Below are 25,441 nucleotides of genomic sequence, written 5' to 3' on the forward strand. Positions count from 1 at the left end.
ATATGGACAGTTACATCCGCTGGTTTCAACGCTTCATCTGGCTAGGCATCGTGATGAACATGGTCTTCGCAATCCCGGCGCTTTTCGCTCCGGCGCTGCTGACCTCGATGCTCGGGATGCCACCGCAACTCTCCGATCCGTGGCTGGAAAACGCCGGCATGCTGCTGGTAGGAATCAGCCTGTTCTACATGCCGTCAGGCTTCAACGCACCCCGATACGTCGTGCATTCGTGGCTGTGCGTGTTGTCGCGACTGGTCGCCGTAGCATTCTGGATCTACCTGATCAACACCAGCAACCAGGCTCAGGTGTTCGTGCCGATGCTGATGGGCGATCTGAGCATGTTCCTGATCCTCGGGATCCTGCTGTACCTGGGCAGCGCTCCGGCGAATCGACCGCTGGCGTTGCTTCGCGACGGCTGGCGGGAATGGCGCGCAGGTTGGGCGTTACGCTGGCAGCGGCACAGCTTCAAGGTCGCCACGCTGGTCGTGGTGCTGGCGCTGGGATTCATCGGTTACCAGACCTGGTACCAGATGCTGCGGGTAGTGCCGGTAGAGCAATACGCCTCCGATGAAGATCACTACAAGTACGCCGCCATCGGCCTGGGCATCGAAGCGCGGATTCCCTATTACCTGTTCGCCGTGTTGCCGCAGATATGCCCGGAAAAAATGCCAAAACCCGGCGGCTACGAAGTCTTCGGTTTCCTCTACGAGAACGGCAAGGATCTGCCCATCGGCATGGCCAAGCGGCAGATCGGCTACCCGACCGTGGAGCCCAACTGCGCCCTGTGTCACACCGGCTCCTATCGGGCCAATACCAGCGACGTCGCCATCCCGGTGGCCACCGCGCCGGCCAATACCCTGCAACTGCAGGCTTTCCAGTGGTTCGCCTACGATTGCGCCAGCGATCCGAAATTCACCACCGACGCGGTGATGACCGCGATCAACAGCAAGTTCCAGCTCGGGTTCTTCGAGCGCCTGTATACCCGCTACCTGATCATTCCGATGGCCACGAGCGCGCTGATCAAACAGAAACAGGCCTATGCCTGGCAGCAACTGCGCGCACCGCAAGGGCCGGGACGCACCGACACCTTCAACCCGACAAAAATGGTGGTGTTCGGCTTCCCGGATGACTCGACTATCGGCACCGTCGACTTGCCGCAAGTCTGGAACCAGAAACCCCGGGAGTCGCTGTACCTGCACTGGGACGGCAACAACAATGACATTCATGAGCGCAACTACGCCGCGGCCATGGCCGTGGGCGCGACGCCGGAATCGGTGCTGCCGGCCAGTTTCAACCGGGTGACCAACTGGCTGCTGGGCCACAAATCACCGGCCTGGCCGTTCGCGCTGGATCAGGCCAAGGTTGCCCGGGGTAAACCGGTCTGGGAAAACAACTGTGCCGGTTGCCATGATTTTGGCCGCGCCGACACCGGTCAGGTCACCACCAACATTGATGAACTGGGCACCGATCCCCATCGGCTGAACTCGTTCACCACCGGTTTAGTGACGGCCTTCCACGGCTTCAAGACATCGCCGTTCGATTTTGGCGCCTACCGCAAGACCCAGAGCTACAGCAACACGCCGACCGACGGCGTCTGGTTGCGTGCGCCGTACTTGCACAACGGTTCGGTGCCGACCCTCTGGGATTTGCTGCAACCACCGGAACAGCGGCCGCAGGTGTTCTTCACTGGCTCCGATGTGTACGACCAGGACAAGGTCGGCTTCGTCACCAGCGGTGAGCAAATGAAAGCCTCGGCGGACTTCAAATACGACACGCGTCTTGAGGGCAACCACAACGGTGGCCACCTGTACGGCACGCAGCTGTCGGAACTCGATAAGCGGGCGCTCATCGAGTTCATGAAAACCCTGTAATCCCACTACGGATGGAGGAATACCGACATGTCACTCGTCACTCATTGGGAACATGAATACGACAAGGTCAAGGTCCGCCTGCACGGTTTGTTCACGCGGCTGGAGATGTCCTGGAAAAAGCTCATCAGCGATCTCGAGCCCGAGGAGTTCGAGGCGATCGTCGCGCTGCTGCAACGGGGTCACGATCAGGCGCAGTACGTGCTCAAACACGGCGACCTGCCAGACGATCAGCCGAGCGTGCCGTGGGAGTTGTCCCACGGTTTGTCGATCCTGCACATTGGCAACGCCACCCCCTTGCCGCAATCGGTAGACGAATTGCAAACCCGGGTGCTCAAGGACGGCAGCCTGCTCGGATGTCGCAAATGGGAACTGCTGGATCTGCTGTGGAGCGAGGCACTGCTGAAGTGGATCGAGAATCTGCGCCATCACGCACCGTTCGCCACTAACCCGGCGCTGATGAAAATGGACAGCGACGTGGTGCTGGCGATCGCTGGCGACTGGGGCACCGGACCGTTCGACAGCCACGCCCCGGCAGTGGCGGTGGCCAACCAGATGCAACTGGCCCAGGCCGATTTCACCATTCACCTCGGGGATGTGTATTACGCCGGCTCGCATTCACAGGAAGACGTCGACATGGTCGGCTGGCCCATGGGCAAGCACGGTTCATTCACCCTCAATTCCAACCACGAGATGTACAGCGGTGCCCACGGTTACTTCAAGGAACTGGCTAAACGTTTTCCGGCGCAGCAGGGCACCAGCTATTTCGCGTTGTACAACGACGACTGGCTGGTGGTCGGGCTCGACAGCGCTTACGCCTCCGATGCGATCAATCTGTACATGGACGGCACGCTGAACAAGGAGCAGATCGCCTGGATGAAAGACCTGCCCCAGCGCAAGAAGATCATGGTGCTCAGCCACCACCAGGGTTTTGATATCTCCGGGCACAACAAGACCGCGCTGTATCAAACAGTGTGTGATGCCTTGGGGCGTGAGCCGGATTACTGGTATTGGGGGCATTTGCACAATGGCATCTGCTACGCGGCTCAAGGTGGGCTGCATGCGCGTTGTGCCGGGCACGGGGCGATTCCGTATGGCAATGCCAGTGAACTGGACGGGCATTCGCGGGTGTTGTGGTCGGAAACGCAGAATGCGCGGGATGAGGCGTACCCGGATCGGGTGCTGAATGGTTATGTGAAGGTGCGGTTGGTGGGGGAGAACATCGAAGAGACGTTTATTGGGGAGGATGGCAGCGTGAGGTGGTCTTCATCAGCCCAATGATCGTTCCCACGCTCTGCGTGGGAATGCAGCCAGGGACGCTCCGCGTCCCAAGAGCCGAACGCGGAGCGTCCGAAGAGGCATTCCCACGCGGAGCGTGGGAACGATCGGGTGGTCAGGTCAGCCCTGAACCGGAACGCCTTTGAGGTAAGCCGCAGGCTCTGCCCCAAGGTTATTCAGCAACCGCTCGCTGTACCAATCCACAAAGTTCACCACGCCAAACTCATAGGTCTTGGAGTAAGGGCCTGGCTGGTAAGCCGTGGAGTTGATGCCGCGCTGGTTCTCTTCGGCCAGGCGACGGTCCTGGTCGTTGGTCGCATCCCAGACCTGGCGCATGCGCTCCACGTCGTAGTCCACGCCTTCGACCGCGTCCTTGTGGACGATCCACTTGGTGGTGACCATGGTTTCCTGGGCGCTGATCGGCCACACGGTGAACACGATGATGTGATCGCCCATGCAGTGGTTCCACGAGTGCGGCAGGTGCAGGATGCGCATCGAGCCCAGGTCCGGGTTTTTGATCCGGCCCATGAGTTTGGCGCAGCCTTGTTTGCCGTCCAGGGTCATCGACACGGTGCCTTTGAGCAGCGGCATGCGCACGATGCGGTTACGCAAACCGAAGCTGGCGTGGGCGTAAGGAATCTTCTCGGCTTCCCAGGCAGCGGCGGAGGCGGCGACGTGGTCCTTGAAGGCCTGGTCGGCTCGTGGGTCGGTGACGTCGTCCCATTCCAGCAGGGTTTTCAGCAGTTCCGGGTGCGACGCGTTGCAGTGGTAGCACTCGCGGTTGTTTTCCAGCACCAGTTTCCAGTTGGCCTTTTCCATCAAGGTGGTGGTAATTGCCACCTTGGTGTTCTCCATGTCGTACGGTTCCATGTAATGGTTCAGCGTCGACAGGAAGTCATCAATGGCCGGCGGATTCTCCGACAGGCTGATGAAGATGTAGCCGCCGGCAGTCTTCACGTTGACCGGTTTGAGGCCGTACTGCTTCATGTCGAAGTCGGCGCCCATCTCGGTGCCGGCGAACAGCAGGCGACCGTCCAGTTCGTACGTCCACTGGTGGTAGTGGCAGACCAGTTTGGCGACCTTGCCTTTTTCACTGGTGCACAGCCGCGAACCACGGTGACGGCAGACGTTGTGGAACGCATGGATCACGCCCTCGGCGCCGCGAATCACGATGATCGGGTTCTTGCCGACTTGCAGGGTCAGGTAGTTGCCCTTGGTCGGGATTTCGCAGGCCATACCGGCGATCAACCACTCTTTCTGGAAGATTTCCTGCATGTCGATATCAAACAGCCGCTCGTCAGAGTAAAACGGCTGCGGCAGCGAGTAAGTGCGCTCGCGCTCTTGCAGCATCTGTGCGGTGGCCTTGCGTGCGGGTTCCAGCGGATCGCCCAGGCTGATTTTTGCGGTGACGTCCATCGATTTGATCCTCAAGGCCATTCTGTGCGGCCGGCGAAATAGTGGCTGATACGGTTTGCTACGCAAGGGTGTAAAGAAATCGTCTCTGTGTGGAGCGAGTGTGGGGCCGGCGCACGCCAGAACCTTATCCATGGGCGACATGGCCCAATCTGTTCCCGACGCGCAACCCCCGGTAGATGCGGGCTGGTCGCGATAAGTATGTGAATGTCGCAGATAGGTAAATGGGTGGTTCGCACGTTACGCAGAATCGCCAACATAAGGCCGACCATCGGCGGTGGAGAACAGCATGTCCAACAGCTTCCTGAATCCGGTAACTACCCAGACCTGGGCCAATGGTCGACACATCGTCCGTTGCGTCAAAGTCATCCAGGAAACCTGGGATGTGCGCACCTTCTGCTTTATGGCCGACCAGCCGATCCTGTTCTTCTTTAAGCCGGGGCAGTTTGTCACCCTGGAGCTGGAAATCGAAGGCGTGCCGATCATGCGCTCCTACACCATTTCCAGCTCGCCGTCGGTGCCTTACAGCTTTTCGGTGACCATTAAGCGCGTACCGGGCGGCAAGGTCTCCAACTGGCTGCACGACACGCTGCATGAAGGCCAGGAGCTGGCCGTGCACGGGCCGGTCGGGTTGTTCAACGCCATGGACTTCACCGCGCCGAAGGTGTTGTACCTCAGCGGTGGCGTCGGTATCACGCCGGTCATGTCGATGGCGCGCTGGTTCTACGACACCAACGGCAACGTCGACATGGTGTTTATCCACAGCGCCCGTTCGCCCAAAGACATCATTTATCACCGCGAGCTGGAACACATGGCGTCGCGAATCGATAACTTCAGCCTGCACCTGATCTGCGAGAAGCATGGTCTGGGCGAGCCGTGGGCCGGTTATCGCGGTTACCTGAACCACAAGATGCTCGAACTGATGGCCCCGGACTTCATGGAGCGCGAAGTGTTCTGCTGCGGCCCGACGCCCTACATGAACGCGGTCAAGCGCATGCTCGACGCGGTTGGCTTCGACATGTCCCGTTATCACGAGGAATCCTTCGGCGCTACGCCAGCGGAAGCCCGTGCCGATGCGGTGGAACAAGCCGAAATCGCCGCAGACGCACCGGACATCGACGTGGCGGACCTGCACCAGGTGGAATTCACCGCGTCCGGGAAAAGCATTCGTGTGGCGCCGGGGGAAACCGTTCACGCCGCCGCTGCCAAGTTGGGGCTGTTGATTCCGAAGGCTTGCGGGATGGGGATTTGCGGGACGTGCAAGGTGATGAAGCTGGGGGGCGAGGTCGAAATGGAGCACAACGGCGGGATCACCGAGGAAGACGAAGCGGAAGGGTTCATTCTTTCCTGCTGCAGCGTGCCGAAGGGCGACGTGCGCATCGAGTTTTAAGCAACGCCAATCCCTTGTGGGAGCGAGCCTGCTCGCGAAAGCGCCGGATCAGTCAACATCAATGTTGAATGTCAGTACGCCTTCGCGAGCAGGCTCGCTCCCACAGGTTTTGTATCTTTTCTGATCGGTTGTTTTCTTTAGTCGACAAACAGGTCCGGCATCAGCGGGTCGGTAGTGTCAGGCGCAAACCGATACTGTTCAAAATCCGTCACCCCGTGCTCACTCAGAATCTCTTCATCAATCAGCAACCGACCGGTAATGCTGCGACCGCTGCTGTCCAGAATGACATGGGCGGCATCGGCCATGATCGCCGGCGTTCGTGCGTGTTTGAAGGATTCCCTCGAGCCAAGCTGAAACTCGATGGCCGCCGTCGCAATCATCGTCTGCGGCCACAACGAATTGACGCTGATGCCATAACTGGCAAATTCCTCACTCATGCCCAGGGTCAGCATGCTCATGCCGTATTTGGTCACCGTGTAGGGGCTGTATTGGGCGAACCATTTCGTCGCCAGGTTCAACGGTGGCGACAGGTTAAGAATGTGACCATTGGTTTTTTTCAGATAGGGCAGGGCGACCTGGCTGCACAGGAGCACGGCGCGGGTGTTGATCTGGTGCATCAGGTCGAAGCGCTTGAGCTCGATGTGTTGAACACCGGTCAGCTTGATCGCCCCGGCATTGTTGATCAGCGCATCAATGGCGCCGAAATGTTCGTGGGCCTGGGCCAGCGCCTCGCGTACCGCGAGTTCATCGCGAACATCCACCTGCAAGGCCAACGCCTTGCCGCCCGCGTCTTCAACTTCCTTGGCCACGCTGAAAATCGTGCCGGGCAGTTTGGGGTGGGGGGCGGCGCTTTTGGCGGCAATCACAATGTTGGCCCCATCCCGCGCAGCCCGCAGCGCGATCTCACGACCAATCCCACGGCTGGCACCGGTAATGAACAGGGTTTTGCCTTGTAAAGACATGCGTGCGCTCCTGATTATTGTTATGTGAGCGAAGGCTCGACAAACAATGTAGACCATGTCTTTCAGGGCAAACGATCAGACTGTAGGAGCTGTCGAGTGAAACGAGGCTGCGATCTTTTGATGTTGGTTTTTTAAGATCAAAAGATCGCAGCCTCGTTTCACTCGACAGCTCCTACCAGCTCCTACGGGGGAGGGATTAGCGGGACATCACTTCGCGAATATCCGCCGCCAATTCGTGTACGCGTTCTTCTTCGGTGTCCCACGAGCACATGAAGCGTGCGCCGCCGTTGCCGATGAAGGTGTAGAAGCGCCAGCCCTTGGCCGTCAGTGCAGCGATGGCCGGTTCCGAGAGTTGCAGGAACACGCCGTTGGCCTGCACCGGGAACATCAGTTCCACGCCTGGAATGTCGCTCACCAGTTCGGCCAGCAACTGCGCACAGTGGTTGGCGTGGCGGGCGTATTTGAGCCAGGCGTCGTTTTCCAGAATCCCGACCCACGGCGCCGACAGGAAACGCATCTTCGAGGCCAGTTGCCCAGCCTGTTTGCAGCGGTAGTCGAAGTCTTCGGCCAGTTTGTGGTTGAAGAACAGAATCGCTTCCCCCACCGCCATGCCGTTTTTCGTGCCGCCGAAGCACAACACGTCGACGCCGGCCTTCCACGTCAGGTCGGCCGGCGTGCAGCCAAGGAAAGCGCAGGCGTTGGAGAAGCGCGCGCCGTCCATGTGCAGGTTCAGGCCCAGTTCTTTGCACGTGGCGCTGATGGCGCGGATTTCTTCCGGGGTGTAGACGCTGCCGACTTCGGTCGCCTGGGTCAGGGTCACGACGCGCGGTTTCGGGTAATGAATGTCCTGGCGCTTGAGCGCAATTTCGCGGATCGATTCCGGGGTCAGCTTGCCGTTTTCAGTGCGGGCGACGAGCAGCTTGGAACCGTTGGAAAAGAATTCCGGTGCGCCGCATTCGTCGGTTTCGACGTGGGCGGTTTCCGAGCAGATCACGCTGTGGTAACTCTGGCACAGCGACGACAGGGCCAGGGAGTTGGCGGCGGTGCCGTTGAAGGCGAAGAACACTTCGCAGTCGGTTTCGAACAGTTTGCGGAAATCGTCGGACGCGCGGGCGGTCCATTCATCGTCGCCATAAGCGCGCTGGTGGCCGTGGTTGGCCTGTTCCATGGCAGCCCAGGCTTCAGGGCAGATACCGGAATAGTTGTCGCTGGCGAATTGTTGGCTCTTATCGGTCATGGCCCTGCTTTCCGTGATCGAGGCGCTTATGGTGAAGCGACTCGTGGTCAATGATGGTGCGCACTTTACCGAAGATCATCCGGGGAGCACACGCGATGCGTCTGACAGAAAAATCCAAAGACGACGGGCAATTATGCACATGACGCAAAGGGATGGGGCACTGGATCTGCTCAAGTGGCTGGCGCTGTTGAGCATGGTGCTCGATCACCTGCGATATGTCGGTTATTCCGTCGATCTTCTGTATGTGCCGGGGCGGTTGGCGTTCCCGTGGTTCTGTTTGGCAATGGCCGCAAACCTGGCGCGGGCCCGCGCAGTAACCACCGACGGCCAGTGGCGTTATCTGGGGTGGTTGCTGCTGTTTAGCGCCATCAGCGAAATTCCCTACCGGATGTACATTCCTGATCCCGACACCTTAAACGTGCTGCCCACGTTGGCGCTGGGATTGCTGGTGGCCCGTGGCTGGCAGGACCGAACCCTGCAAACGCGACTGTTGGCGGCAGGCGCCTTGCTGCTGGCGGCGCTATTCCCGGAGCGACTGATGTTCGGCTTCTACGGCGTCCTGTTGCCACTGGCGATGTTGCTGGTGATCAAGCGTCCCTGGTACTTCAGCCTGTTGCCGGGGCTGGTCTGTCTGGCAGCCAATCAGTGGCCAGTGCTGTATTCCTCCGCGCAGTTTCACAATGTTGAAGCCATCCTCGGCATCGCCGCTTGTCTGATCGCGCCATTGCTGGGGCTGCTCTTGTTGCGACATGCCCAGTCTTTCAAGCCGCCGCCGATGCGCCGTTGGGCGTATGCGCTCTATCCCGCGCATTTCCTGCTGTTGCTGGCAGTGCGACAGGTCATCGCCTGACCCTGTGGGAGCGAGCCTGCTCGCGATGGCGGCAGCTCAGGCAACATCAATGTTGAATGTGAGGCCGCTATCGCGAGCAGGCTCGCTCCCACAGGGGATCTTCGTTGGTTCGAAGGTTGTGTCCGGCCAGCCATTTCGATCCATGTCGTAAACGCACCTTTGCGTGGCGTCCGTAGGCATTTGGCCTGTCTGCGCCGGTCATACCATCGCATTCAAAGGGCACTGTCGAAACACCAGTGCCTTACCGAGACGAATGGCGCATAGATGCCGCTGGGAGAGACGCGATGTTCAGCAAGCAAGACCAGATCAAGGGTTACGACGATGCACTGCTGGCGGCGATGAATGCCGAGGAGCAACGCCAGGAAGATCACATCGAGCTGATCGCGTCAGAGAACTACACCAGCAAACGCGTCATGGAAGCGCAAGGCAGTGGCCTGACCAACAAATACGCCGAAGGCTATCCGGGCAAGCGCTACTACGGTGGTTGCGAGCACGTCGACAAGGTTGAAGCGCTGGCCATCGAACGCGCCAAGCAACTGTTCGGTGCCGACTATGCCAACGTCCAGCCGCACTCCGGCTCTTCGGCTAACAGCGCTGTGTATCTGGCCCTGATCCAGCCAGGCGACACCATCCTCGGCATGAGTCTGGCCCACGGTGGTCACCTGACCCACGGCGCCAAAGTGTCGTCCTCGGGCAAGCTGTACAACGCCGTGCAGTACGGCATTGACACTAAAACCGGGCTGATCGATTACGACGAAGTCGAGCGCCTGGCTGTCGAATGCAAACCGAAGATGATCGTTGCCGGCTTCTCTGCTTACTCCAAGACCCTCGACTTCCCACGTTTCCGTCAGATCGCCGACAAGGTCGGTGCGCTGCTGTTCGTCGACATGGCCCACGTGGCCGGTCTGGTCGCCGCTGGCCTGTACCCGAATCCGCTGCCATACGCCGATGTGGTCACTACCACTACCCACAAGACCCTGCGCGGTCCGCGTGGCGGCCTGATCCTGGCCAAGTCCAACGAAGAAATCGAGAAGAAGCTCAACGCGGCAGTATTCCCGGGTGCCCAGGGCGGCCCGCTGATGCACGTGATTGCCGGTAAAGCGGTGTGCTTCAAGGAAGCGCTGGAACCTGGTTTCAAGGCTTACCAACAGCAAGTGATCGACAACGCCCAGGCCATGGCCGGCGTATTTATCAAACGCGGCTACGATGTAGTGTCCGGCGGCACCGATAACCACCTGTTCCTGGTCAGCCTGATCCGTCAGGGCCTCACCGGCAAAGAGGCGGATGCAGCACTCGGTCGCGCCCACATCACCGTGAACAAGAACGCTGTCCCGAACGATCCACAGTCGCCGTTCGTGACCTCCGGCCTGCGTATCGGCACCCCGGCGGTGACCACTCGCGGCTTCAAGGTTACCCAGTGCGTCACGCTGGCCGGCTGGATCTGCGACATCCTCGACAACCTCGGCGACGCCGATGTAGAGGCCAATGTTGCGCAGCAAGTTGCGGCCCTGTGCGCGGACTTCCCGGTTTATCGCTGAGCGCGGTTTTGGAGTAAATGACTATGCAACGCTACTCGGGCTTCGGCCTCTTCAAACACTCCCTCAGCCATCACGAAAACTGGCAGAAAATGTGGCGCACGCCGACCCCTAAAAAGGTCTATGACGTGGTCATCGTTGGCGGTGGCGGGCATGGTCTGGCGACCGCCTACTACCTGGCCAAAGAGCACGGCATCACTAACGTGGCCGTGGTCGAGAAAGGCTGGCTGGGCGGCGGTAACACCGCGCGCAACACCACCATCGTTCGCTCCAACTACCTGTGGGACGAGTCGGCGCACCTGTACGAACACGCGATGAAATTGTGGGAAGGCCTGTCCCAGGACCTGAACTACAACGTGATGTTCTCCCAGCGTGGCGTTTACAACTTGTGCCACACCCTGCAGGACATTCGTGATTCCGAGCGTCGGGTCAGCGCCAACCGCCTCAACGGCGTGGACGGCGAACTGCTCGATGCCAAACAGGTTGCCGACGAGATTCCGTACCTCGACTGCTCCAAGAACACTCGCTACCCGGTGATGGGCGCAACTGTCCAGCGTCGCGGCGGCGTGGCCCGTCACGATGCCGTGGCGTGGGGCTTTGCTCGTGCCGCTGACGCACTGGGCGTGGACCTGATTCAACAGACCGAAGTGATCGGTTTCCGAAAGGAAAACGGTGTATGCATCGGCGTTGAAACCAACAAAGGTTTCATCGGTGCCAAGCGCGTCGGTGTAGTGACCGCCGGTAACTCCGGGCACATGGCCAAACTCGCCGGTTTCCGTCTGCCGATCGAATCCCACCCGCTGCAAGCGCTGGTGTCCGAACCGATCAAGCCGATTATCGACAGCGTGATCATGTCCAACGCCGTACACGGTTACATCAGCCAGTCCGACAAGGGCGACCTGGTGATCGGCGCCGGTATCGACGGCTACAACGGCTATGGCCAGCGTGGTTCGTACCCGGTGATCGAGCACACCATTCAGGCCATCGTCGAGATGTTCCCGGTGTTGTCTCGCGTACGCATGAACCGTCAGTGGGGCGGCATCGTCGACACCACGCCGGATGCATGCCCGATCATTTCGAAAACTCCGGTCCCGAACATGTTCTTCAACTGCGGTTGGGGCACCGGTGGCTTCAAGGCAACACCTGGCTCGGGCAACGTGTTTGCCGCGAGTCTGGCCAAGGGTGAAATGCACCCATTGGCTGCACCTTTCTCCATCGACCGTTTCCACAACGGTGCGTTGATCGATGAACACGGCGCTGCTGCGGTTGCCCACTAACAGGAGAAATCCCCATGTTGCATATCTTCTGTCCTCACTGCGGCGAACTGCGCTCCGAAGAGGAATTCCACGCATCCGGCCAGGCGCACATCCCGCGCCCTCTGGATCCGACCAACTGCACCGACGAGGAGTGGGGCGACTACATGTTCTTCCGCGATAACCCTCGCGGTCTGCACCACGAGCTGTGGGATCACGTCGCCGGTTGCCGTCAGTACTTCAACGCCACCCGTGACACCGTGACCTACGAGATTCTCGAAACCTACAAGATCGGCACCAAGCCACAATTCACCGACAAGACCGACAGCCCGAAAGCGGCCGCCACGGCTCTGGGAGAGAAGGTATGAGCCAGATCAATCGCCTGTCCAACGGCGGACGGATCGACCGCAATAAAGTGCTGAGCTTCACCTTCAACGGCCAGACCTATAAAGGCTTTGAGGGCGATTCCCTGGCCGCGGCCTTGCTGGCCAACGGTGTGGACATCATCGGTCGCAGCTTCAAGTATTCCCGTCCGCGCGGCATCTTCGCTGCCGGTGCCGAAGAGCCGAATGCTGTGCTGCAAATCGGCGCGACCGAAGCCACGCAGATCCCGAACGTACGCGCCACGCAACAAGCGCTGTATCAAGGTCTGGTCGCCACTAGCACCAACGGCTGGCCAAGCGTGAACAACGACATGATGGGGATTCTCGGCAAGGTCGGCGGCAAGCTGATGCCGCCGGGCTTCTACTACAAAACCTTCATGTACCCGCAATCGTTCTGGATGACTTACGAGAAGTACATTCGTAAGGCTGCCGGCCTTGGCCGCTCGCCGACCGAGAACGATCCGGACACCTACGACTACATGAACCAGCACTGCGACGTGCTGATCGTCGGCGGTGGCCCTGCTGGCCTGGCCGCTGCACTGGCCGCTGCACGCAGCGGTGCTCGTGTGATCCTGGCCGATGAGCAGGAAGAGTTCGGCGGCAGCCTGCTCGACTCCCGCGAAAGCCTCGACGGCAAAGCGGCGACCGAATGGGTTGCCAGCGTCATCGCCGAGCTGAAAGACACCCCGGACGTGCTGCTGTTGCCGCGCGCCACGGTCAACGGCTACCACGACCATAACTTCCTGACCATTCACGAGCGCCTGACCGATCACCTCGGCGACCGCGCCCCGATTGGCCAGGTTCGTCAGCGCATCCACCGTGTTCGCGCCAAGCGTGTAGTGCTGGCGACCGGCGCTCACGAGCGTCCACTGGTTTACGGCAACAACGACGTGCCGGGCAACATGCTCGCCGGCGCTGTGTCGACTTACATTCGTCGTTACGGCGTGGCTCCGGGCAAGAAACTGGTGCTGTCGACCAACAACGACCACGCCTATCGCGTTGCACTGGATTGGCTCGACGCCAGTCTGCAAGTCGTGGCCATCGCCGATGCCCGCAGCAATCCGCGCGGTGCGCTGGTTGAAGAAGCGCGCGCCAAAGGCATTCGCATCCTGACCGGCAGCGCCGTGATCGAGACGCGTGGCAGCAAGCACGTGACCGCCGCTCGCGTTGCCGCGATCGATGTCAAAGCGCACACCGTGACCAGCCCAGGTGAGTGGCTTGAATGCGACCTGGTTGCCAGTTCCGGCGGTTACAGCCCGGTGGTTCACTTGGCCTCGCACCTGGGTGGCAAGCCGATCTGGCGTGAAGACATTCTCGGTTTCGTACCGGGCGAAGCACCGCAGAAACGCGTGTGCGTCGGTGGCATCAACGGCGTCTACGGCCTCGGCGATTCCCTGGCCGATGGTTTTGAAGGTGGCGCTCGCGCAGCCAGCGAAGCCGGTTTCAGCGTGGTCGAAGGCACCTTGCCGAAAGCCCTGAGCCGTCTGGAAGAGCCAACACTGGCGCTGTTCCAGGTGCCGCACGAAAAGAACACCGCACGTGCGCCGAAGCAATTCGTCGACCTGCAAAACGACGTCACCGCTGCCGCCATCGAACTGGCGACCCGCGAAGGTTTCGAGTCGGTCGAGCACGTCAAACGCTACACCGCACTGGGCTTCGGTACGGACCAGGGCAAGCTCGGCAACGTCAACGGTCTGGCCATCGCCGCCCGTTCGCTGAACGTGACCATCCCGCAGATGGGCACCACGATGTTCCGTCCGAACTACACGCCGGTAACCTTCGGCGCCGTGGCCGGCCGTCACTGTGGGCACATCTTTGAACCGGTGCGTTTCACCGCGCTGCATCACTGGCACGTGAAGAACGGCGCCGAATTTGAAGACGTCGGTCAGTGGAAACGTCCGTGGTACTTCCCGAAAAACGGTGAAGACCTGCACACTGCCGTGAAGCGCGAATGCAAAGCCGTGCGCGACAGCGTCGGCCTGCTGGACGCTTCGACCCTGGGCAAGATCGACATCCAGGGCCCGGATTCGCGTGAGTTCCTCAACCGTATCTACACCAACGCCTGGACCAAGCTCGACGTGGGCAAGGCGCGCTACGGCCTGATGTGCAAAGAAGACGGCATGGTGTTCGACGACGGCGTGACGGCATGCCTGGCCGACAACCATTTCGTGATGACCACCACCACTGGCGGCGCTGCACGTGTGCTGCAATGGCTGGAAATCTACCACCAGACCGAATGGCCAGACCTGAAGGTGTACTTCACTTCGGTCACCGACCACTGGGCAACCATGACCTTGTCCGGGCCGAACAGCCGCAAACTGCTCAGCGAAGTCACCGACATTGATCTGAGCAACGAAGCCTTCCCGTTCATGACCTGGAAAGAAGGCCTGGTCGGCGGTGTGCCGGCGCGGGTGTTCCGGATTTCGTTTACCGGTGAGCTGTCGTACGAAGTCAACGTTCAGGCCGACTACGCCATGGGCGTTCTGGAAAAAATCGTCGAGGCCGGCAAGAAGTACAACCTGACCCCGTACGGCACCGAGACCATGCACGTGCTGCGGGCCGAGAAGGGCTTCATCATCGTTGGGCAGGACACCGACGGCTCGATGACCCCGGACGACCTGAACATGGGCTGGTGTGTCGGTCGCACCAAACCATTCTCGTGGATTGGCCAGCGTGGCATGAACCGCGAAGACTGCGTGCGTGATCAACGCAAACAGTTGGTCGGTCTGAAGCCGATTGATCCGAACAAATGGCTGCCGGAAGGTGCACAACTGGTGTTCAACACCAAGCAAGCGATCCCGATGACCATGGTCGGTCACGTCACCTCCAGCTACTTGCACAACTCCCTGGGCTATTCGTTTGCCATGGGTGTTGTGAAGGGCGGCTTGAAGCGTATCGGTGAGCGCGTGTTCGCACCGCTGGCCGATGGCAGCGTGATCGAGGCGGAAATCGTTTCTTCGGTGTTCTTCGATCCAAAGGGTGATCGCCAGAACATCTAATGGCTTCGGGTCCTGTGGGGTGCCTGCTACCGCCTTCGCGAGCAGGCTCGCTCCCACAGGAGATCGCGGTCAAGTGTGGGAGCGAGCCTGCTCGCGAAAGCGGCGGCACAGTCACCACAAGGGCCAGAACCAACAGAATTCAGGAAAGGTGCTTTATGACCGCAGCCAATGTTTACCAACAACGCCCAACCACCGGGGCCAAGGCCGAGTCGTCGCTGCATCACGCCGACCTCGCCAGCCTGGTGGGCAAGGGTCGCAAAAGCGCCGGCGTGATCGTGCGTGAGAAAAACTCCTCGGCCACCTGACCATTCGTGGCGATGGCCACGATGCGGCGTTCGCTGCCGGTGTGCACAAAGCCCTCGGTATCGAATTGCCGGGCGCGCTGACCGTCGTCGTCAAAGGCGAATCCAGCCTGCAATGGATGGGGCCGGATGAATGGCTGCTGATCGTGCCGACCGGTGAAGAATTCGCCGCCGAGCAGAAACTGCGTGAAGCGCTGGGCGACCTGCACATCGCGATCACCAACGTCAGCGGCGGCCAGCAGCTCCTCGAACTGAGCGGCCCGAACGTGCGCCAGGTGCTGATGAAGTCCACCAGCTACGACGTGCACCCCAACAGTTTTCCGGTGGGCAAGGCTGTGGGCACCGTGTTTGCCAAGTCGCAACTGGTGATCCGCCACACCGCGGAAGACACCTGGGAACTGCTGATTCGTCGCAGCTTCTCGGATTACTGGTGGTTGTGGTTGCAGGATGCGGCGGCTGAGTACGGGTTGAGTGTTCAGGCTTAAGAGCAGAGCGAGTTGGTCCTGTTATCAAGGACTGGTTTGAGATCGACCCCTCACCCCAACCCTCTCCCCATGGGGGAGAGGGGGAAAGGGAGTCGATCTCCAGTGTTTTCAAAATGTGTGTCTGGCTTGAAATTGCTTTTCCAGAACTTGAGTTCGCCTCGGTATTTCAGGTCGATGTCGCTCCAAGAACAACTCGGTCAGTCCCCTCGCCCCTTTGGGGAGAGGGTTAGGGTGAGGGGGGGATTTCCCTGACACCCAGCACAATGAACAGGAGTCACCGCACTATGAGCCGCGCCCCAGACACATGGATTCTGACCGCCGACTGCCCAAGCGTCCTCGGCACCGTGGATGCGGTGACCCGCTTTCTGTTCGAGCAGGGCTGCTACGTCACCGAGCACCATTCCTTCGATGATCGGCTTTCGGGCCGTTTCTTCATTCGCGTGGAATTCCGCCAGCCGGATGGCTTCGACGAGCAAGCCTTCCGCGCAGGTCTGGAAGAGCGTGGCAAAGCCTTCGGCATGGTTTTCGAGCTGACGCCGCCGAACTACCGCCCGAAAGTGGTGATCATGGTTTCCAAGGCCGATCACTGCCTCAACGACTTGCTCTACCGCCAGCGCATCGGCCAATTGTCGATGGACGTGGCCGCTGTGGTTTCCAACCACCCGGACCTCAAGCCGCTGGCCGACTGGCACCAGATTCCGTACTACCACTTCCCGCTGGACCCGAACGACAAACCGTCCCAGGAGCGTCAGGTCTGGCAGGTGATTGAAGAGTCCGGCGCCGAACTGGTGATCCTTGCCCGCTACATGCAAGTCCTGTCGCCAGAGCTGTGCCGCAAACTCGACGGCAAGGCGATCAACATCCATCACTCCCTGCTGCCGGGTTTCAAGGGCGCCAAGCCCTATCACCAGGCCTACAACAAGGGCGTGAAACTGGTCGGCGCCACGGCGCACTACATCAACAACGACCTGGACGAAGGCCCGATCATCGCCCAGGGCGTAGAAGCCGTGGACCACAGTCATTACCCGGAAGATTTGATCGCCAAGGGGCGGGATATCGAAGGGCTGACGTTGGCGCGGGCGGTTGGATATCACATTGAGCGACGGGTGTTTCTCAACGCCAATCGTACGGTCGTTCTCTAAATCGTCTTCGCGAGCAGGCTCGCTCCCACAGGTTTTGTGTTGGTCACAGACCTTGTGTACACCCCGATCCAATGTGGGAGCGAGCCTGCTCGCGAAGAGGCCCTGACAAACAACGCAAAGACACACAGGCAATAACCCGAGCAATCAACGCGCCGCCGCTCCATGGCGACGCGACCGCTACATAAAAACAACAGCGAGGTGAAAGCATGTCTGGCAATCGTGGTGTGGTGTATCTCGGCAATGGCAAAGTCGAAATACAGAAAATCGACTATCCGAAAATGCAGGACCCGCGCGGCAGGAAGATTAATCACGCTGTCATCCTGCGTGTGGTTTCCACCAACATCTGTGGTTCCGACCAGCACATGGTGCGCGGTCGTACCACGGCGCAAACTGGCCTGGTACTGGGTCACGAAATCACCGGTGAAGTGATCGAGAAGGGCAGCGACGTCGAGAACCTGCAGATCGGCGACCTGGTGTCCGTCCCGTTCAACGTCGCTTGCGGGCGCTGCCGTTCCTGCAAAGAGATGCACACCGGTGTCTGTCTGAGTGTTAACCCGGCCCGTCCCGGCGGTGCTTACGGTTATGTCGACATGGGCGACTGGACCGGTGGTCAGGCTGAATACGCGATGGTGCCGTATGCCGACTTCAACCTGCTGAAACTTCCGGATCGCGATCGCGCGATGGAAAAAATCCGCGACCTGACCTGCCTCTCCGACATCCTGCCGACCGGTTACCACGGCGCAGTGACGGCCGGCGTTGGCCCGGGCAGCACCGTGTACATCGCCGGTGCCGGTCCTGTCGGTCTGGCCGCTGCCGCTTCCGCTCGCCTGTTGGGCGCGGCCGTGGTGATCATCGGTGACGTCAACACCGTCCGCCTGGCGCACGCCAAGGCTCAGGGTTTCGAAATCGCCGACCTGTCCCTGGACACCCCGCTGCACGAACAGATCGCTGCACTGCTGGGCGAGCCAGAAGTGGATTGCGCCGTCGACGCCGTGGGCTTCGAAGCGCGTGGTCACGGCCATGACGGCGTGAAACACGAGGCTCCGGCCACCGTGCTCAACTCGCTGATGGGCGTGGTTCGGGTTGCCGGCAAAATCGGTATCCCTGGCCTGTACGTGACTGAAGATCCGGGTGCAGTCGATGCAGCCGCGAAGATGGGCAGCCTGAGCATCCGCTTCGGTCTGGGCTGGGCCAAATCCCACAGCTTCCACACTGGCCAGACGCCAGTGATGAAGTACAACCGCCAGTTGATGCAGGCGATCATGTGGGACCGTATCCACATTGCCGACATTGTTGGTGTTGAGGTGATCAGCCTGGATGACGCGCCACGTGGTTATGGCGAGTTTGATGCGGGCGTGCCGAAGAAGTTTGTGATCGATCCGCACAAGTTGTTTAGTGCGGCGTAAGGCTTCAGGCAAAACAAAGGCGATCTTCGGATCGCCTTTTTTGTGTTTTTGATGTCGGCAGATCGAGGTATGTCGTATTCGAAATCCAGCCCTCTCCCCAGAGGGAGAGGGGGAAAGGGGGCCGATCTCTATGCTTTTCAAACCTGAGTTCGACTCAGGAATTTCAGGTTGATGTAGCTCTAAGGACAACTCGGTCAGTCCCCTCGCCCCCCTGGGGAGAGGGTTAGGGTGAGGGGTCGATTTCCAGTCGATCACAACGCCGCCAACGCCCCTTGATACAACACCGGCCCCGTCGGTTGCCCAGTCGGCGAACCACCCTTCGGCTCAAGACTGACCGCCAACGCAATCGGCTTGCCGATCAACGTCTTCTGCGTATCGCTCAGCTCTACGCGGCCCTTGCCGCCCGCCGGAATCACCCCAAGGGAAATCGGCTTGCCATCCGCCGGAATCGCCCATAACTCCAGACTGCGCCCCGGATCGACCGCCGCCAGCGTCAGCGGCTCAACGTTCAAATAATCCTCATGCGCTTCAACCTTCAGCGCCGGCTGCGCGTCGGCCGTCAGCAGTGTGGCGCTGTAACGCGCGCTGTCGCGGTTGTAAATCACGCCCAACGTCACGGCGATCACCAGCGAGCAAACCGCAGCCGTCACTCGCAACCAGCTCCAGAACCGACGTTTTTCCGGCATGTGCAGTACTTGCGGCTCAATCCGCGCCGTAATTCCCTGCCACACCCGATCCGGCACCGGCTGCTCCGGCAGGGCTTCGGTCAAGCTGACCAGGCTTTCCTGCCACTGCGCCAGTTCCGCGCGCAATGCGGCGTCTTCCAGCAACAACTGTTCGAAACGCCGTCGAGCGGCAGACGGCATCAAGCCAATGGCGTAATCGGCGGCGAGGGCGCGGCGCAGGGTCGGGGTTTGATAGTTCATGATTCAAGGCACCTGCGCAGTCGCTCCATTCCGCGGCGGATCCAGGATTTCACCGAGCCCAGCGGCGCGGCCAGGTGTTCGGCGAGCTCAGAGCAGGACAACCCCTGAAAGTAAGCCACGGTGATCGATTGACGCTGCATGCCGTCGAGGCTTTCCAGGCACCGGTTCAAGGCGTTGGCCTCACGGGCACTGCTGAGCTGTTCGTGGGCCGATGGGCTTTCATCCACCAGCGCCTGTTCTTCAAGGTCGCTTAACGGCCGGTCGCGGTGTTTGCGCAACTGATCGATGGCCTGATGACGGGTGATGTTGATCATCCAGGTCAGCGGTGCCGACAGATGCGCCTCATAGCGCGAGGCGTTGTTCCAGATGCGCACGAAACTTTCCTGCAGCACTTCTTCAGCCAGATCCGGCCGTCCCATGAAATGCAGCGCTACGCCATGCAGCCGTGGGCCGACGCTGCGATAAAGCGTCTCGAAAGCGCGGCGGTCGCCCAGTGAACACTGGGCCAGAAGCTGCCTGAGCTGATCGGCGTCGGCGATGGGAATGGCAGTTCTCCAGGCAATCGAGGTGGGCTGCGTGAGGTGCCGGTTGCAGGCAGAGGTTAGTTCACGGTGCGCGGTAGTTCCATTCACGGGCGGCCACCTCGGAAACCGCCGACCCCGATGGACAGGGTCGGCGGCACCCCTCAGCTTTTCGGCATCAGTACTTTGTCGATGACCTGAATCACACCGTTGGACTGGTACACGTCATAGGTGGTGATGTCGGCGACGTCACCTTTTTCATCCTTGATTGTGATGTTGTGCGGGCCGTTCATCATCGCCCACAGCTTGCCGCCTGCGACGGTGGTCAGTTCGGCTTTGCCGCCACCGGCCTTGATCTTCTCGGCCAGGGTCAGCATGTCGAGTTTTCCGGCGACCACGTGGTAGGTGAGGACGTGAGTCAGGGTCGCCTTGTTGGCGGGTTTGAGCAGAGTATCGACCGTGCCGGCCGGCAGGGCGGCGAAAGCCGAGTTCACCGGGGCGAACACGGTGAACGGGCCTTTGCCCTTGAGGGTATCTACCAGGCCTGCGGCTTTCACGGCGGCGACCAGGGTGGTGTGGTCGGCGGAGTTCACCGCGTTATCGATGATGTCTTTGCTCGGCATCATGCTCTGGCCGCCGACGATGACCGCATGGCTCGTGTCTGCCGCTTGCACGGTGTTCAGGGCGAATCCACCGCCAAGGGTCAGGGTCAGCAGGCTGGCAATCAACGGCGTTTTGATCGAAGTGCGTTTCATGGTGATGATCCTCGTGAAGGGAATCGGCCAGGAGTGTCTGTCCGTGCTTGATATACGCGGGCGGGGCCAGACTGGATGCAGCGCCGGTGAATTCTTTTTCGACTGTTCGTCAGGGGCTCGCCAAGGCTGGGAACAATCCCCCGGGATGCCAGTCCAAACCACGGTTTTTCGCCGCCCATTGCCGGGCGGTTTTCATGGCCCATGAGGATGTCTGGATGAAGATTTCACGCGGTTTTGCACTGGCTTCGCTGATGTGTCTGGCGGCCAGTCCGGTCTTTGCTCAGTTCAGCCTGTTCGATGCGGCCAATGCCATCTCCGGCACGCAGGACGATGACGCCGCCGCAGCCGCGCCGACCGCGCAGACGGCCGGTCTGCTCAGTGCGCTCAGCCAATTGAACGTGACACCAGAACAAGCCATTGGCGGTGCCGGGGCGATGCTCGGTCTGGCGAAGAATCAATTGAGTTCGACCGACTACTCGGCGTTGGCCAAAAGCGTGCCCGGAATCGACTTACTGTCCGGTGGCGGTGAACTGGGCGTCCTCAGCGGCTTGCTTGGCTCGTCCGGTAAAGCGGCAGGTCTGGGCAACGTCTTGGGCAACGTGAGTAACACCAATGACCTGAACAGTGCCTTCAACGCATTGGGCATGGACACTGGCATGATCGGCCTGTTTGCCCCCGTGCTTCTGCAATTTTTCGGTCAGCAGGGCGTCGGCGGGTCGCTGCTGACAAACCTGGGCGGGATCTGGGGCGCAGGCACCGGTACCTAATTCAGCGGCGCTCGGCGCGCAACGCGTCGATGCGCAGGTCCTTCTCGATCCAGAGCTGGTTGACCCAGTTCTGGAGGGTGTCGCGAAACGGCGGATCATTTTCGTAATCGCCCTGCCACAGCGCCGGGTCGAGTTCGCGGGTCTTGATGTCGATGATGACCCTCGGCACGTTGCCGCTGAGCAAATCCCAGAATCCCGGGATCGTCTGCTGCGGATACACCACCGTCACATCAAGGACGGCGTCCAGTTGTTCACCCATTGCTGCCAGTACGAACGCCACGCCGCCAGCCTTGGGCCTGAGCAGGTGCATAAAGGGTGATTGCTGCTGGGCACTTTTCGCCGCGGTATAGCGTGTGCCTTCCAGGTAATTGACCACCGTCACCGGCTGACGTTTGTACAACTCGCACGCCGCTTTGGTGATCTCCAGATCCTTGCCAGCCAACTCAGGGTGTTTCGCCAGGAATGCCTTGGTGTAGCGTTTCATGAACGGGTAATCCAGCGCCCACCACGCCAACCCCAGGAACGGTACCCAGATCAGCTCTTTCTTGAGGAAGAACTTGAAGAACGGTGTGCGTCGGTTCAGCGTTTGGATCAGCGCCGGGATATCGACCCAGGATTGATGGTTGCTGATCACCAGATACGACGTGTCGACCCGCAGGTCATCGCCGCCGCGGATGTCCCATTGCGTGGGGATGCACAGGCGGAAAATCAGCTTGTCGATTTCGGCCCAGGTCTCGGCGATCCCCATGACCGTCCATGACGCGTAATCACGCAAGCGCCCGGGCAGGACCAGTTTGAGCAAGGCGAATACCATCAGCGGCCCGAACAGGGCCAGGGTGTTGAGCAACAGCAGCAGGGTAACGAAACAGCCGGTGAGCAGGCGGCGCATAAATAACTCTTGAAAGCTTTTGGGCGCGCAATGATAAGCAGCTTCGGACGGCAGGCCAAATCGGCGACGACGAATGTTTCACCTTTACGTGGTTATGCTGGTCCTGTCGTGATCATTCCGGCCCCATCGCGAGCAGGCTCGCTCCCACAGGATTTGTGTGTTGAACACATGAACTGTGAACAATAGAGATCCCTGTGGGAGCGAGCCTGCTCGCGAAAGATCTGAAGAACGAACGAATTCCCTACTGGCGGTCTAAAATTCCGCGTTCGACGCCCCAATTGCCCAAGGAAGCCCATTACGTGAAATCCCTCCTTGCTCTGCTTTCCCTCGTGGCCCTGCCGGTCCTGGCCGCTGAGCCGACCCTGTACGGGCGCTACGAATACATCGCGCTGCCGGAAATCGGTGGCGAAGTCCTCAAGGCCAAGATGGACACCGGCGCCCTGACCGCGTCGCTGTCGGCCAAAGACATCGAAACCTTTACCCGTGACGGCGACGAGTGGGTGCGTTTCCGCCTCGCTACCAAAGGCGCGAGCAACAAGGTCTACGAACACAAGGTCGCGCGGATCAGCAAAATCAAGACCCGCTCCGAAGAAGACGAGGATGACAAGGACGCCGTCGAACCCACCAAGCGTCCGGTGGTCGATCTGGAACTGTGCCTGGGCAACGTCAAGCGCACCGTTGAGGTCAACCTCACCGACCGCAGCAGCTTCAACTACCCTTTGTTGATCGGTGCCAAAGCCTTGCGTGAGTTCGGCGCGGCGGTGAACCCGGCACGGCGCTTTACGGCGGACAAACCCGACTGCTGATTTCAAGTGGTCTCATTGACGTGACGTGAGCCTTGGGGCACCGTTCGCCCACTTAACTCCCGGGCTCGGACGCCATGCCTCATATCCTGATTGTCGAAGACGAAGCGGCGATTGCCGACACCCTGATTTTCGCCTTGCAGGGCGAGGGCTTCACCACCACCTGGCTGAGCCTTGGCGCCGCTGCGCTTGAGCATCAGCGCCAGACTCCGGCCGACCTGATCATTCTCGACATTGGTCTGCCGGACATCAGCGGCTTCGAGACCTGCAAGCAATTGCGGCGTTTCAGCGAAGTGCCGGTGATCTTCCTCAGCGCCCGTGATGCTGAAATCGATCGCGTCGTAGGCCTGGAAATCGGTGCCGACGATTACGTGGTCAAGCCGTTCAGCCCAAGGGAAGTGGCGGCGCGGGTCCGGGCGATTCTCAAACGCATGGCGCCGCGAGCGACCGCCGAGGTGGCATCGGCGCTGTTTCGCATTGACAGCGAACGGGTGCAGATCAGCTACCGCGGTCAGCTTCTAACCCTGACCCGCCATGAGTTCCGTCTGCTGCAATGCCTGCTGGACCAACCCGAACGCGTCTTCAGCCGCGAGCAATTGCTCGATGCGCTGGGCGTGGCTGCTGATGCCGGGTACGAGCGCAGCATCGACAGCCACATCAAGAGCGTGCGCGCCAAATTGCGTCAGGTGAAGGCCGACGCGGAGCCGATCCAGACCCATCGCGGCCTCGGCTACAGTTACAGCCCGGGGCGTAGCTGATGCCTCTGGGGATCCGGATTTTTCTGGTTTATGTGCTGTTTATCGGCCTGACCGGTTACTTCGTTCTGAACACCGTGATGGAAGAAATCCGTCCCGGCGTGCGCCAGTCAACCGAAGAAACGCTGGTCGACACCGCCAACCTGATGGCCGAAATTCTGCGCGACGACTTCAAGGCCGGCACCCTGAATCAGAACCGTTGGCCGGAACTGCTCAAGGCTTATGGCGAACGACAACCGAAGGCGAGCATCTGGGGATTGCCGAAGAATCAGGTCAACCACCGGATCTACGTCACCGATGCCAAGGGCGTTGTGGTGCTGGACTCCAGCGGTGTGGCTGTGGGGCAGGATTACTCGCGCTGGAACGACGTTTTACTGACCCTGCGAGGCGAATATGGCGCTCGTTCCAGCCGCAGCGATCCGGACGATCCGAACTCCTCGGTGATGCACGTCGGCGCGCCGATCCGCGACAACGGCCAGATCATCGGCGTGGTTACCGTGGCCAAACCCAACAGCTCGTTGCAGCCATACGTTGATCGCACCGAACGGCGATTGCTTGCCTGGGGTGCCGGGCTGATCGGCCTCGGTCTGCTGTTTGGCGCGCTGTTGTCCTGGTGGCTGAGCGCGGCGCTGCGGCGGCTGACTGCTTACGCTCAGGCAGTCAGTGAAGGTCGACGGGTCGAGGTTCCGCACTACCGTGGCGGTGAACTCGAGCAACTGGCGACGGCGGTGGAGCAGATGCGCACGCAACTCGAAGGCAAAGCCTACGTTGAGCGTTACGTGCACACATTGACCCACGAACTGAAAAGCCCGCTGGCGGCGATTCGCGGCGCGGCGGAGTTGCTGCAAGGCGAGATGCCGCTGGCCCAGCAACAGCGTTTTGTCAGCAACATCGACAGCGAAAGCGCGCGGATGCAGCAGTTGATCGAACGCCTGTTGAATCTGGCCCTGGTCGAGCAACGCCAAGGGCTGGAGGAACGGGTGGCGGTACCGCTGGCGAAGTTGGTAGATGAATTGCTGAGCGCTCAGGCGGCGCGCATCGAAGGCAAGCAGTTGCGCGTGGAGCACACCGTTGCAGCGGATCTGGTGCTGACCGGTGAACCGTTCCTGTTGCGTCAGGCATTGGGTAATTTGCTGGAGAATGCGTTGGATTTCACCCCGGCGCAGGGCTTGCTGCGATTCAGCGCCGAGAGGATCGGTGAGCAGATCGAGTTCAAACTGTTCAACCAGGCCGAGGCGATTCCCGACTATGCGTTACCGCGGTTGAGCGAACGATTCTATTCGCTGCCGCGCCCGGACAGTGGGCGCAAAAGCACAGGGCTGGGGCTTAACTTTGTTGAGGAGGTGGTGAAGTTGCATGGTGGAGCGGTAAGCATCGGTAATGTCGACGACGGCGTTGAGGTCAAGTTGTGTATGCCTGCTTAGAGCCACCCCTCACCCCAGCCCTCTCCCCACGCGGGAGAGGGGGAAAGGGAGCAGATCTTCAAGCTTTTCAAAACCTGAGTTCGACTCTATTTCCCCGG

The 25,441-nt window shown here is 60.2% G+C and carries 21 protein-coding genes and 1 pseudogene; 15 read left to right on the forward strand and 7 right to left on the reverse strand.

Annotation, left to right across the window (positions count from 1 at the left end; genetic code table 11):
- The first annotated feature begins 2 nt into the window (after positions 1-2).
- Both JFU47_RS19710 and JFU47_RS19715 read left to right on the forward strand, forming a co-directional pair.
- Positions 3-1,871 (forward strand): c-type cytochrome, encoded by a 1,869-nt coding sequence (locus tag JFU47_RS19710; RefSeq protein WP_201185014.1) that lies wholly within the window; start codon positions 3-5, stop codon positions 1,869-1,871.
- A 27-nt stretch (positions 1,872-1,898) separates the two neighbouring features.
- Positions 1,899-3,149, forward strand: coding sequence for a metallophosphoesterase family protein (locus tag JFU47_RS19715; RefSeq protein ID WP_201185030.1), 1,251 nt, complete (start codon positions 1,899-1,901; stop codon positions 3,147-3,149).
- A 117-nt stretch (positions 3,150-3,266) separates the two neighbouring features.
- On the opposite strand, the gene gbcA is transcribed toward JFU47_RS19715, so the two are convergent.
- Positions 3,267-4,562 carry a glycine-betaine demethylase subunit GbcA gene (gbcA, locus tag JFU47_RS19720; protein WP_201185037.1) on the reverse strand — a complete coding sequence of 432 codons (1,296 nt, stop codon included), beginning with the start codon at positions 4,560-4,562 and terminating at the stop codon, positions 3,267-3,269.
- Between the two features lie 286 nt (positions 4,563-4,848).
- Between gbcA and gbcB the strand changes: the two genes are divergently transcribed.
- On the forward strand, positions 4,849-5,949 hold the full coding sequence (gbcB, locus tag JFU47_RS19725) for a glycine-betaine demethylase subunit GbcB (RefSeq protein ID WP_201185042.1): 1,101 nt from the start codon (positions 4,849-4,851) through the stop codon (positions 5,947-5,949).
- Positions 5,950-6,086: 137 nt separating this feature from the next.
- Here gbcB and JFU47_RS19730 read toward each other — a convergent pair whose 3' ends face one another.
- Both JFU47_RS19730 and JFU47_RS19735 read right to left on the reverse strand, forming a co-directional pair.
- Positions 6,087-6,911, reverse strand: a complete 825-nt coding sequence (locus JFU47_RS19730; RefSeq protein WP_201185043.1) for an SDR family oxidoreductase — start codon at positions 6,909-6,911, stop codon at positions 6,087-6,089.
- A 196-nt stretch (positions 6,912-7,107) separates the two neighbouring features.
- Positions 7,108-8,148, reverse strand: a complete 1,041-nt coding sequence (locus JFU47_RS19735) for a threonine aldolase family protein (RefSeq protein ID WP_201185045.1) — start codon at positions 8,146-8,148, stop codon at positions 7,108-7,110.
- Between the two features lie 133 nt (positions 8,149-8,281).
- On the opposite strand from JFU47_RS19735, the gene JFU47_RS19740 reads away from it, so the two are divergent.
- The 8 genes and pseudogenes from JFU47_RS19740 to fdhA all read left to right on the forward strand — a co-directional run bounded on the left by JFU47_RS19740 (position 8,282) and on the right by fdhA (position 18,503).
- Positions 8,282-8,998, forward strand: a complete 717-nt coding sequence (locus JFU47_RS19740) for a TraX family protein (RefSeq protein WP_201185047.1) — start codon at positions 8,282-8,284, stop codon at positions 8,996-8,998.
- Between the two features lie 284 nt (positions 8,999-9,282).
- The gene (glyA, locus tag JFU47_RS19745; RefSeq protein WP_201185048.1) at positions 9,283-10,536 is read left to right on the forward strand and encodes a serine hydroxymethyltransferase; all 1,254 of its coding nucleotides are present in this window, start codon (positions 9,283-9,285) and stop codon (positions 10,534-10,536) included.
- A gap of 23 nt (positions 10,537-10,559) precedes the next feature.
- Positions 10,560-11,810 carry a sarcosine oxidase subunit beta gene (locus JFU47_RS19750; RefSeq protein WP_007947735.1) on the forward strand — a complete coding sequence of 417 codons (1,251 nt, stop codon included), beginning with the start codon at positions 10,560-10,562 and terminating at the stop codon, positions 11,808-11,810.
- A 14-nt stretch (positions 11,811-11,824) separates the two neighbouring features.
- Positions 11,825-12,154: a sarcosine oxidase subunit delta gene (locus JFU47_RS19755; RefSeq protein WP_008147095.1), complete on the forward strand. Its 330-nt coding sequence runs from the start codon at positions 11,825-11,827 to the stop codon at positions 12,152-12,154.
- Complete coding sequence (locus tag JFU47_RS19760; RefSeq protein WP_201185050.1) at positions 12,151-15,168, forward strand: sarcosine oxidase subunit alpha; 3,018 nt, start codon at positions 12,151-12,153, stop codon at positions 15,166-15,168. The genes JFU47_RS19755 and JFU47_RS19760 overlap by 4 nt, the downstream gene beginning before the upstream one ends.
- A gap of 155 nt (positions 15,169-15,323) precedes the next feature.
- A pseudogene (locus tag JFU47_RS19765) lies at positions 15,324-15,955 on the forward strand (sarcosine oxidase subunit gamma).
- A gap of 284 nt (positions 15,956-16,239) precedes the next feature.
- Positions 16,240-17,097 carry a formyltetrahydrofolate deformylase gene (gene purU / locus JFU47_RS19770; protein ID WP_010467046.1) on the forward strand — a complete coding sequence of 286 codons (858 nt, stop codon included), beginning with the start codon at positions 16,240-16,242 and terminating at the stop codon, positions 17,095-17,097.
- 206 nt (positions 17,098-17,303) lie between these two features.
- On the forward strand, positions 17,304-18,503 hold the full coding sequence (fdhA, locus tag JFU47_RS19775) for a formaldehyde dehydrogenase, glutathione-independent (protein WP_007947729.1): 1,200 nt from the start codon (positions 17,304-17,306) through the stop codon (positions 18,501-18,503).
- A 251-nt stretch (positions 18,504-18,754) separates the two neighbouring features.
- Here fdhA and JFU47_RS19780 read toward each other — a convergent pair whose 3' ends face one another.
- From JFU47_RS19780 to JFU47_RS19790, 3 genes are read right to left on the reverse strand one after another with little or no spacing between them, the layout of a single operon-like run.
- Positions 18,755-19,429 (reverse strand): anti-sigma factor, encoded by a 675-nt coding sequence (locus tag JFU47_RS19780; RefSeq protein WP_201185051.1) that lies wholly within the window; start codon positions 19,427-19,429, stop codon positions 18,755-18,757.
- The gene (locus JFU47_RS19785; RefSeq protein ID WP_140674767.1) at positions 19,426-20,061 is read right to left on the reverse strand and encodes a sigma-70 family RNA polymerase sigma factor; all 636 of its coding nucleotides are present in this window, start codon (positions 20,059-20,061) and stop codon (positions 19,426-19,428) included. Before JFU47_RS19785 ends, JFU47_RS19780 begins: the two co-directional genes overlap by 4 nt.
- A gap of 53 nt (positions 20,062-20,114) precedes the next feature.
- On the reverse strand, positions 20,115-20,705 hold the full coding sequence (locus JFU47_RS19790; protein WP_201185053.1) for a fasciclin domain-containing protein: 591 nt from the start codon (positions 20,703-20,705) through the stop codon (positions 20,115-20,117).
- 215 nt (positions 20,706-20,920) lie between these two features.
- Between JFU47_RS19790 and JFU47_RS19795 the strand changes: the two genes are divergently transcribed.
- Complete coding sequence (locus JFU47_RS19795; RefSeq protein WP_201185056.1) at positions 20,921-21,472, forward strand: DUF2780 domain-containing protein; 552 nt, start codon at positions 20,921-20,923, stop codon at positions 21,470-21,472.
- 1 nt (position 21,473) lies between these two features.
- Here JFU47_RS19795 and JFU47_RS19800 read toward each other — a convergent pair whose 3' ends face one another.
- A complete protein-coding gene (locus tag JFU47_RS19800) occupies positions 21,474-22,361 on the reverse strand; it encodes an acyltransferase (protein WP_201185058.1) in 888 nt (295 codons plus the stop codon).
- 299 nt (positions 22,362-22,660) lie between these two features.
- Here JFU47_RS19800 and rloA2 point away from each other — a divergent pair, with 299 nt between their 5' ends.
- From rloA2 to creC, 3 genes are all read left to right on the forward strand, one after another.
- Positions 22,661-23,167, forward strand: coding sequence for a retropepsin-like aspartic peptidase RloA2 (gene rloA2 / locus JFU47_RS19805; RefSeq protein WP_201185059.1), 507 nt, complete (start codon positions 22,661-22,663; stop codon positions 23,165-23,167).
- Between the two features lie 74 nt (positions 23,168-23,241).
- Positions 23,242-23,922: a two-component system response regulator CreB gene (gene creB / locus JFU47_RS19810; RefSeq protein WP_008147111.1), complete on the forward strand. Its 681-nt coding sequence runs from the start codon at positions 23,242-23,244 to the stop codon at positions 23,920-23,922.
- Entirely contained in the window at positions 23,922-25,343 is a 1,422-nt protein-coding gene (creC, locus tag JFU47_RS19815) for a two-component system sensor histidine kinase CreC (protein ID WP_201185061.1), read from the forward strand. The genes creB and creC overlap by 1 nt, the downstream gene beginning before the upstream one ends.
- Positions 25,344-25,441 lie beyond the last annotated feature (98 nt).

The sequence above is a fragment of the Pseudomonas sp. TH39(2020) genome (assembly GCF_016650715.1).
GTDB lineage: Bacteria > Pseudomonadota > Gammaproteobacteria > Pseudomonadales > Pseudomonadaceae > Aquipseudomonas > Aquipseudomonas mandelii_C.

Bases quoted from the DNA above. Each gene is read 5' to 3' on its own strand.
- JFU47_RS19710 (WP_201185014.1), top strand. From the start codon at position 3: ATGGACAGTTACATCCGCTGGTTTCAACGCTTCATCTGGCTAGGCATC.
- JFU47_RS19715 (WP_201185030.1), top strand. From the start codon at position 1,899: ATGTCACTCGTCACTCATTGGGAACATGAATACGACAAGGTCAAGGTC.
- gbcA (WP_201185037.1), bottom strand. From the start codon at position 4,562: ATGGACGTCACCGCAAAAATCAGCCTGGGCGATCCGCTGGAACCCGCA.
- gbcB (WP_201185042.1), top strand. From the start codon at position 4,849: ATGTCCAACAGCTTCCTGAATCCGGTAACTACCCAGACCTGGGCCAAT.
- JFU47_RS19730 (WP_201185043.1), bottom strand. From the start codon at position 6,911: ATGTCTTTACAAGGCAAAACCCTGTTCATTACCGGTGCCAGCCGTGGG.
- JFU47_RS19735 (WP_201185045.1), bottom strand. From the start codon at position 8,148: ATGACCGATAAGAGCCAACAATTCGCCAGCGACAACTATTCCGGTATC.
- JFU47_RS19740 (WP_201185047.1), top strand. From the start codon at position 8,282: ATGCACATGACGCAAAGGGATGGGGCACTGGATCTGCTCAAGTGGCTG.
- glyA (WP_201185048.1), top strand. From the start codon at position 9,283: ATGTTCAGCAAGCAAGACCAGATCAAGGGTTACGACGATGCACTGCTG.
- JFU47_RS19750 (WP_007947735.1), top strand. From the start codon at position 10,560: ATGCAACGCTACTCGGGCTTCGGCCTCTTCAAACACTCCCTCAGCCAT.
- JFU47_RS19755 (WP_008147095.1), top strand. From the start codon at position 11,825: ATGTTGCATATCTTCTGTCCTCACTGCGGCGAACTGCGCTCCGAAGAG.
- JFU47_RS19760 (WP_201185050.1), top strand. From the start codon at position 12,151: ATGAGCCAGATCAATCGCCTGTCCAACGGCGGACGGATCGACCGCAAT.
- purU (WP_010467046.1), top strand. From the start codon at position 16,240: ATGAGCCGCGCCCCAGACACATGGATTCTGACCGCCGACTGCCCAAGC.
- fdhA (WP_007947729.1), top strand. From the start codon at position 17,304: ATGTCTGGCAATCGTGGTGTGGTGTATCTCGGCAATGGCAAAGTCGAA.
- JFU47_RS19780 (WP_201185051.1), bottom strand. From the start codon at position 19,429: ATGAACTATCAAACCCCGACCCTGCGCCGCGCCCTCGCCGCCGATTAC.
- JFU47_RS19790 (WP_201185053.1), bottom strand. From the start codon at position 20,705: ATGAAACGCACTTCGATCAAAACGCCGTTGATTGCCAGCCTGCTGACC.
- JFU47_RS19795 (WP_201185056.1), top strand. From the start codon at position 20,921: ATGAAGATTTCACGCGGTTTTGCACTGGCTTCGCTGATGTGTCTGGCG.
- JFU47_RS19800 (WP_201185058.1), bottom strand. From the start codon at position 22,361: ATGCGCCGCCTGCTCACCGGCTGTTTCGTTACCCTGCTGCTGTTGCTC.
- creB (WP_008147111.1), top strand. From the start codon at position 23,242: ATGCCTCATATCCTGATTGTCGAAGACGAAGCGGCGATTGCCGACACC.
- creC (WP_201185061.1), top strand. From the start codon at position 23,922: ATGCCTCTGGGGATCCGGATTTTTCTGGTTTATGTGCTGTTTATCGGC.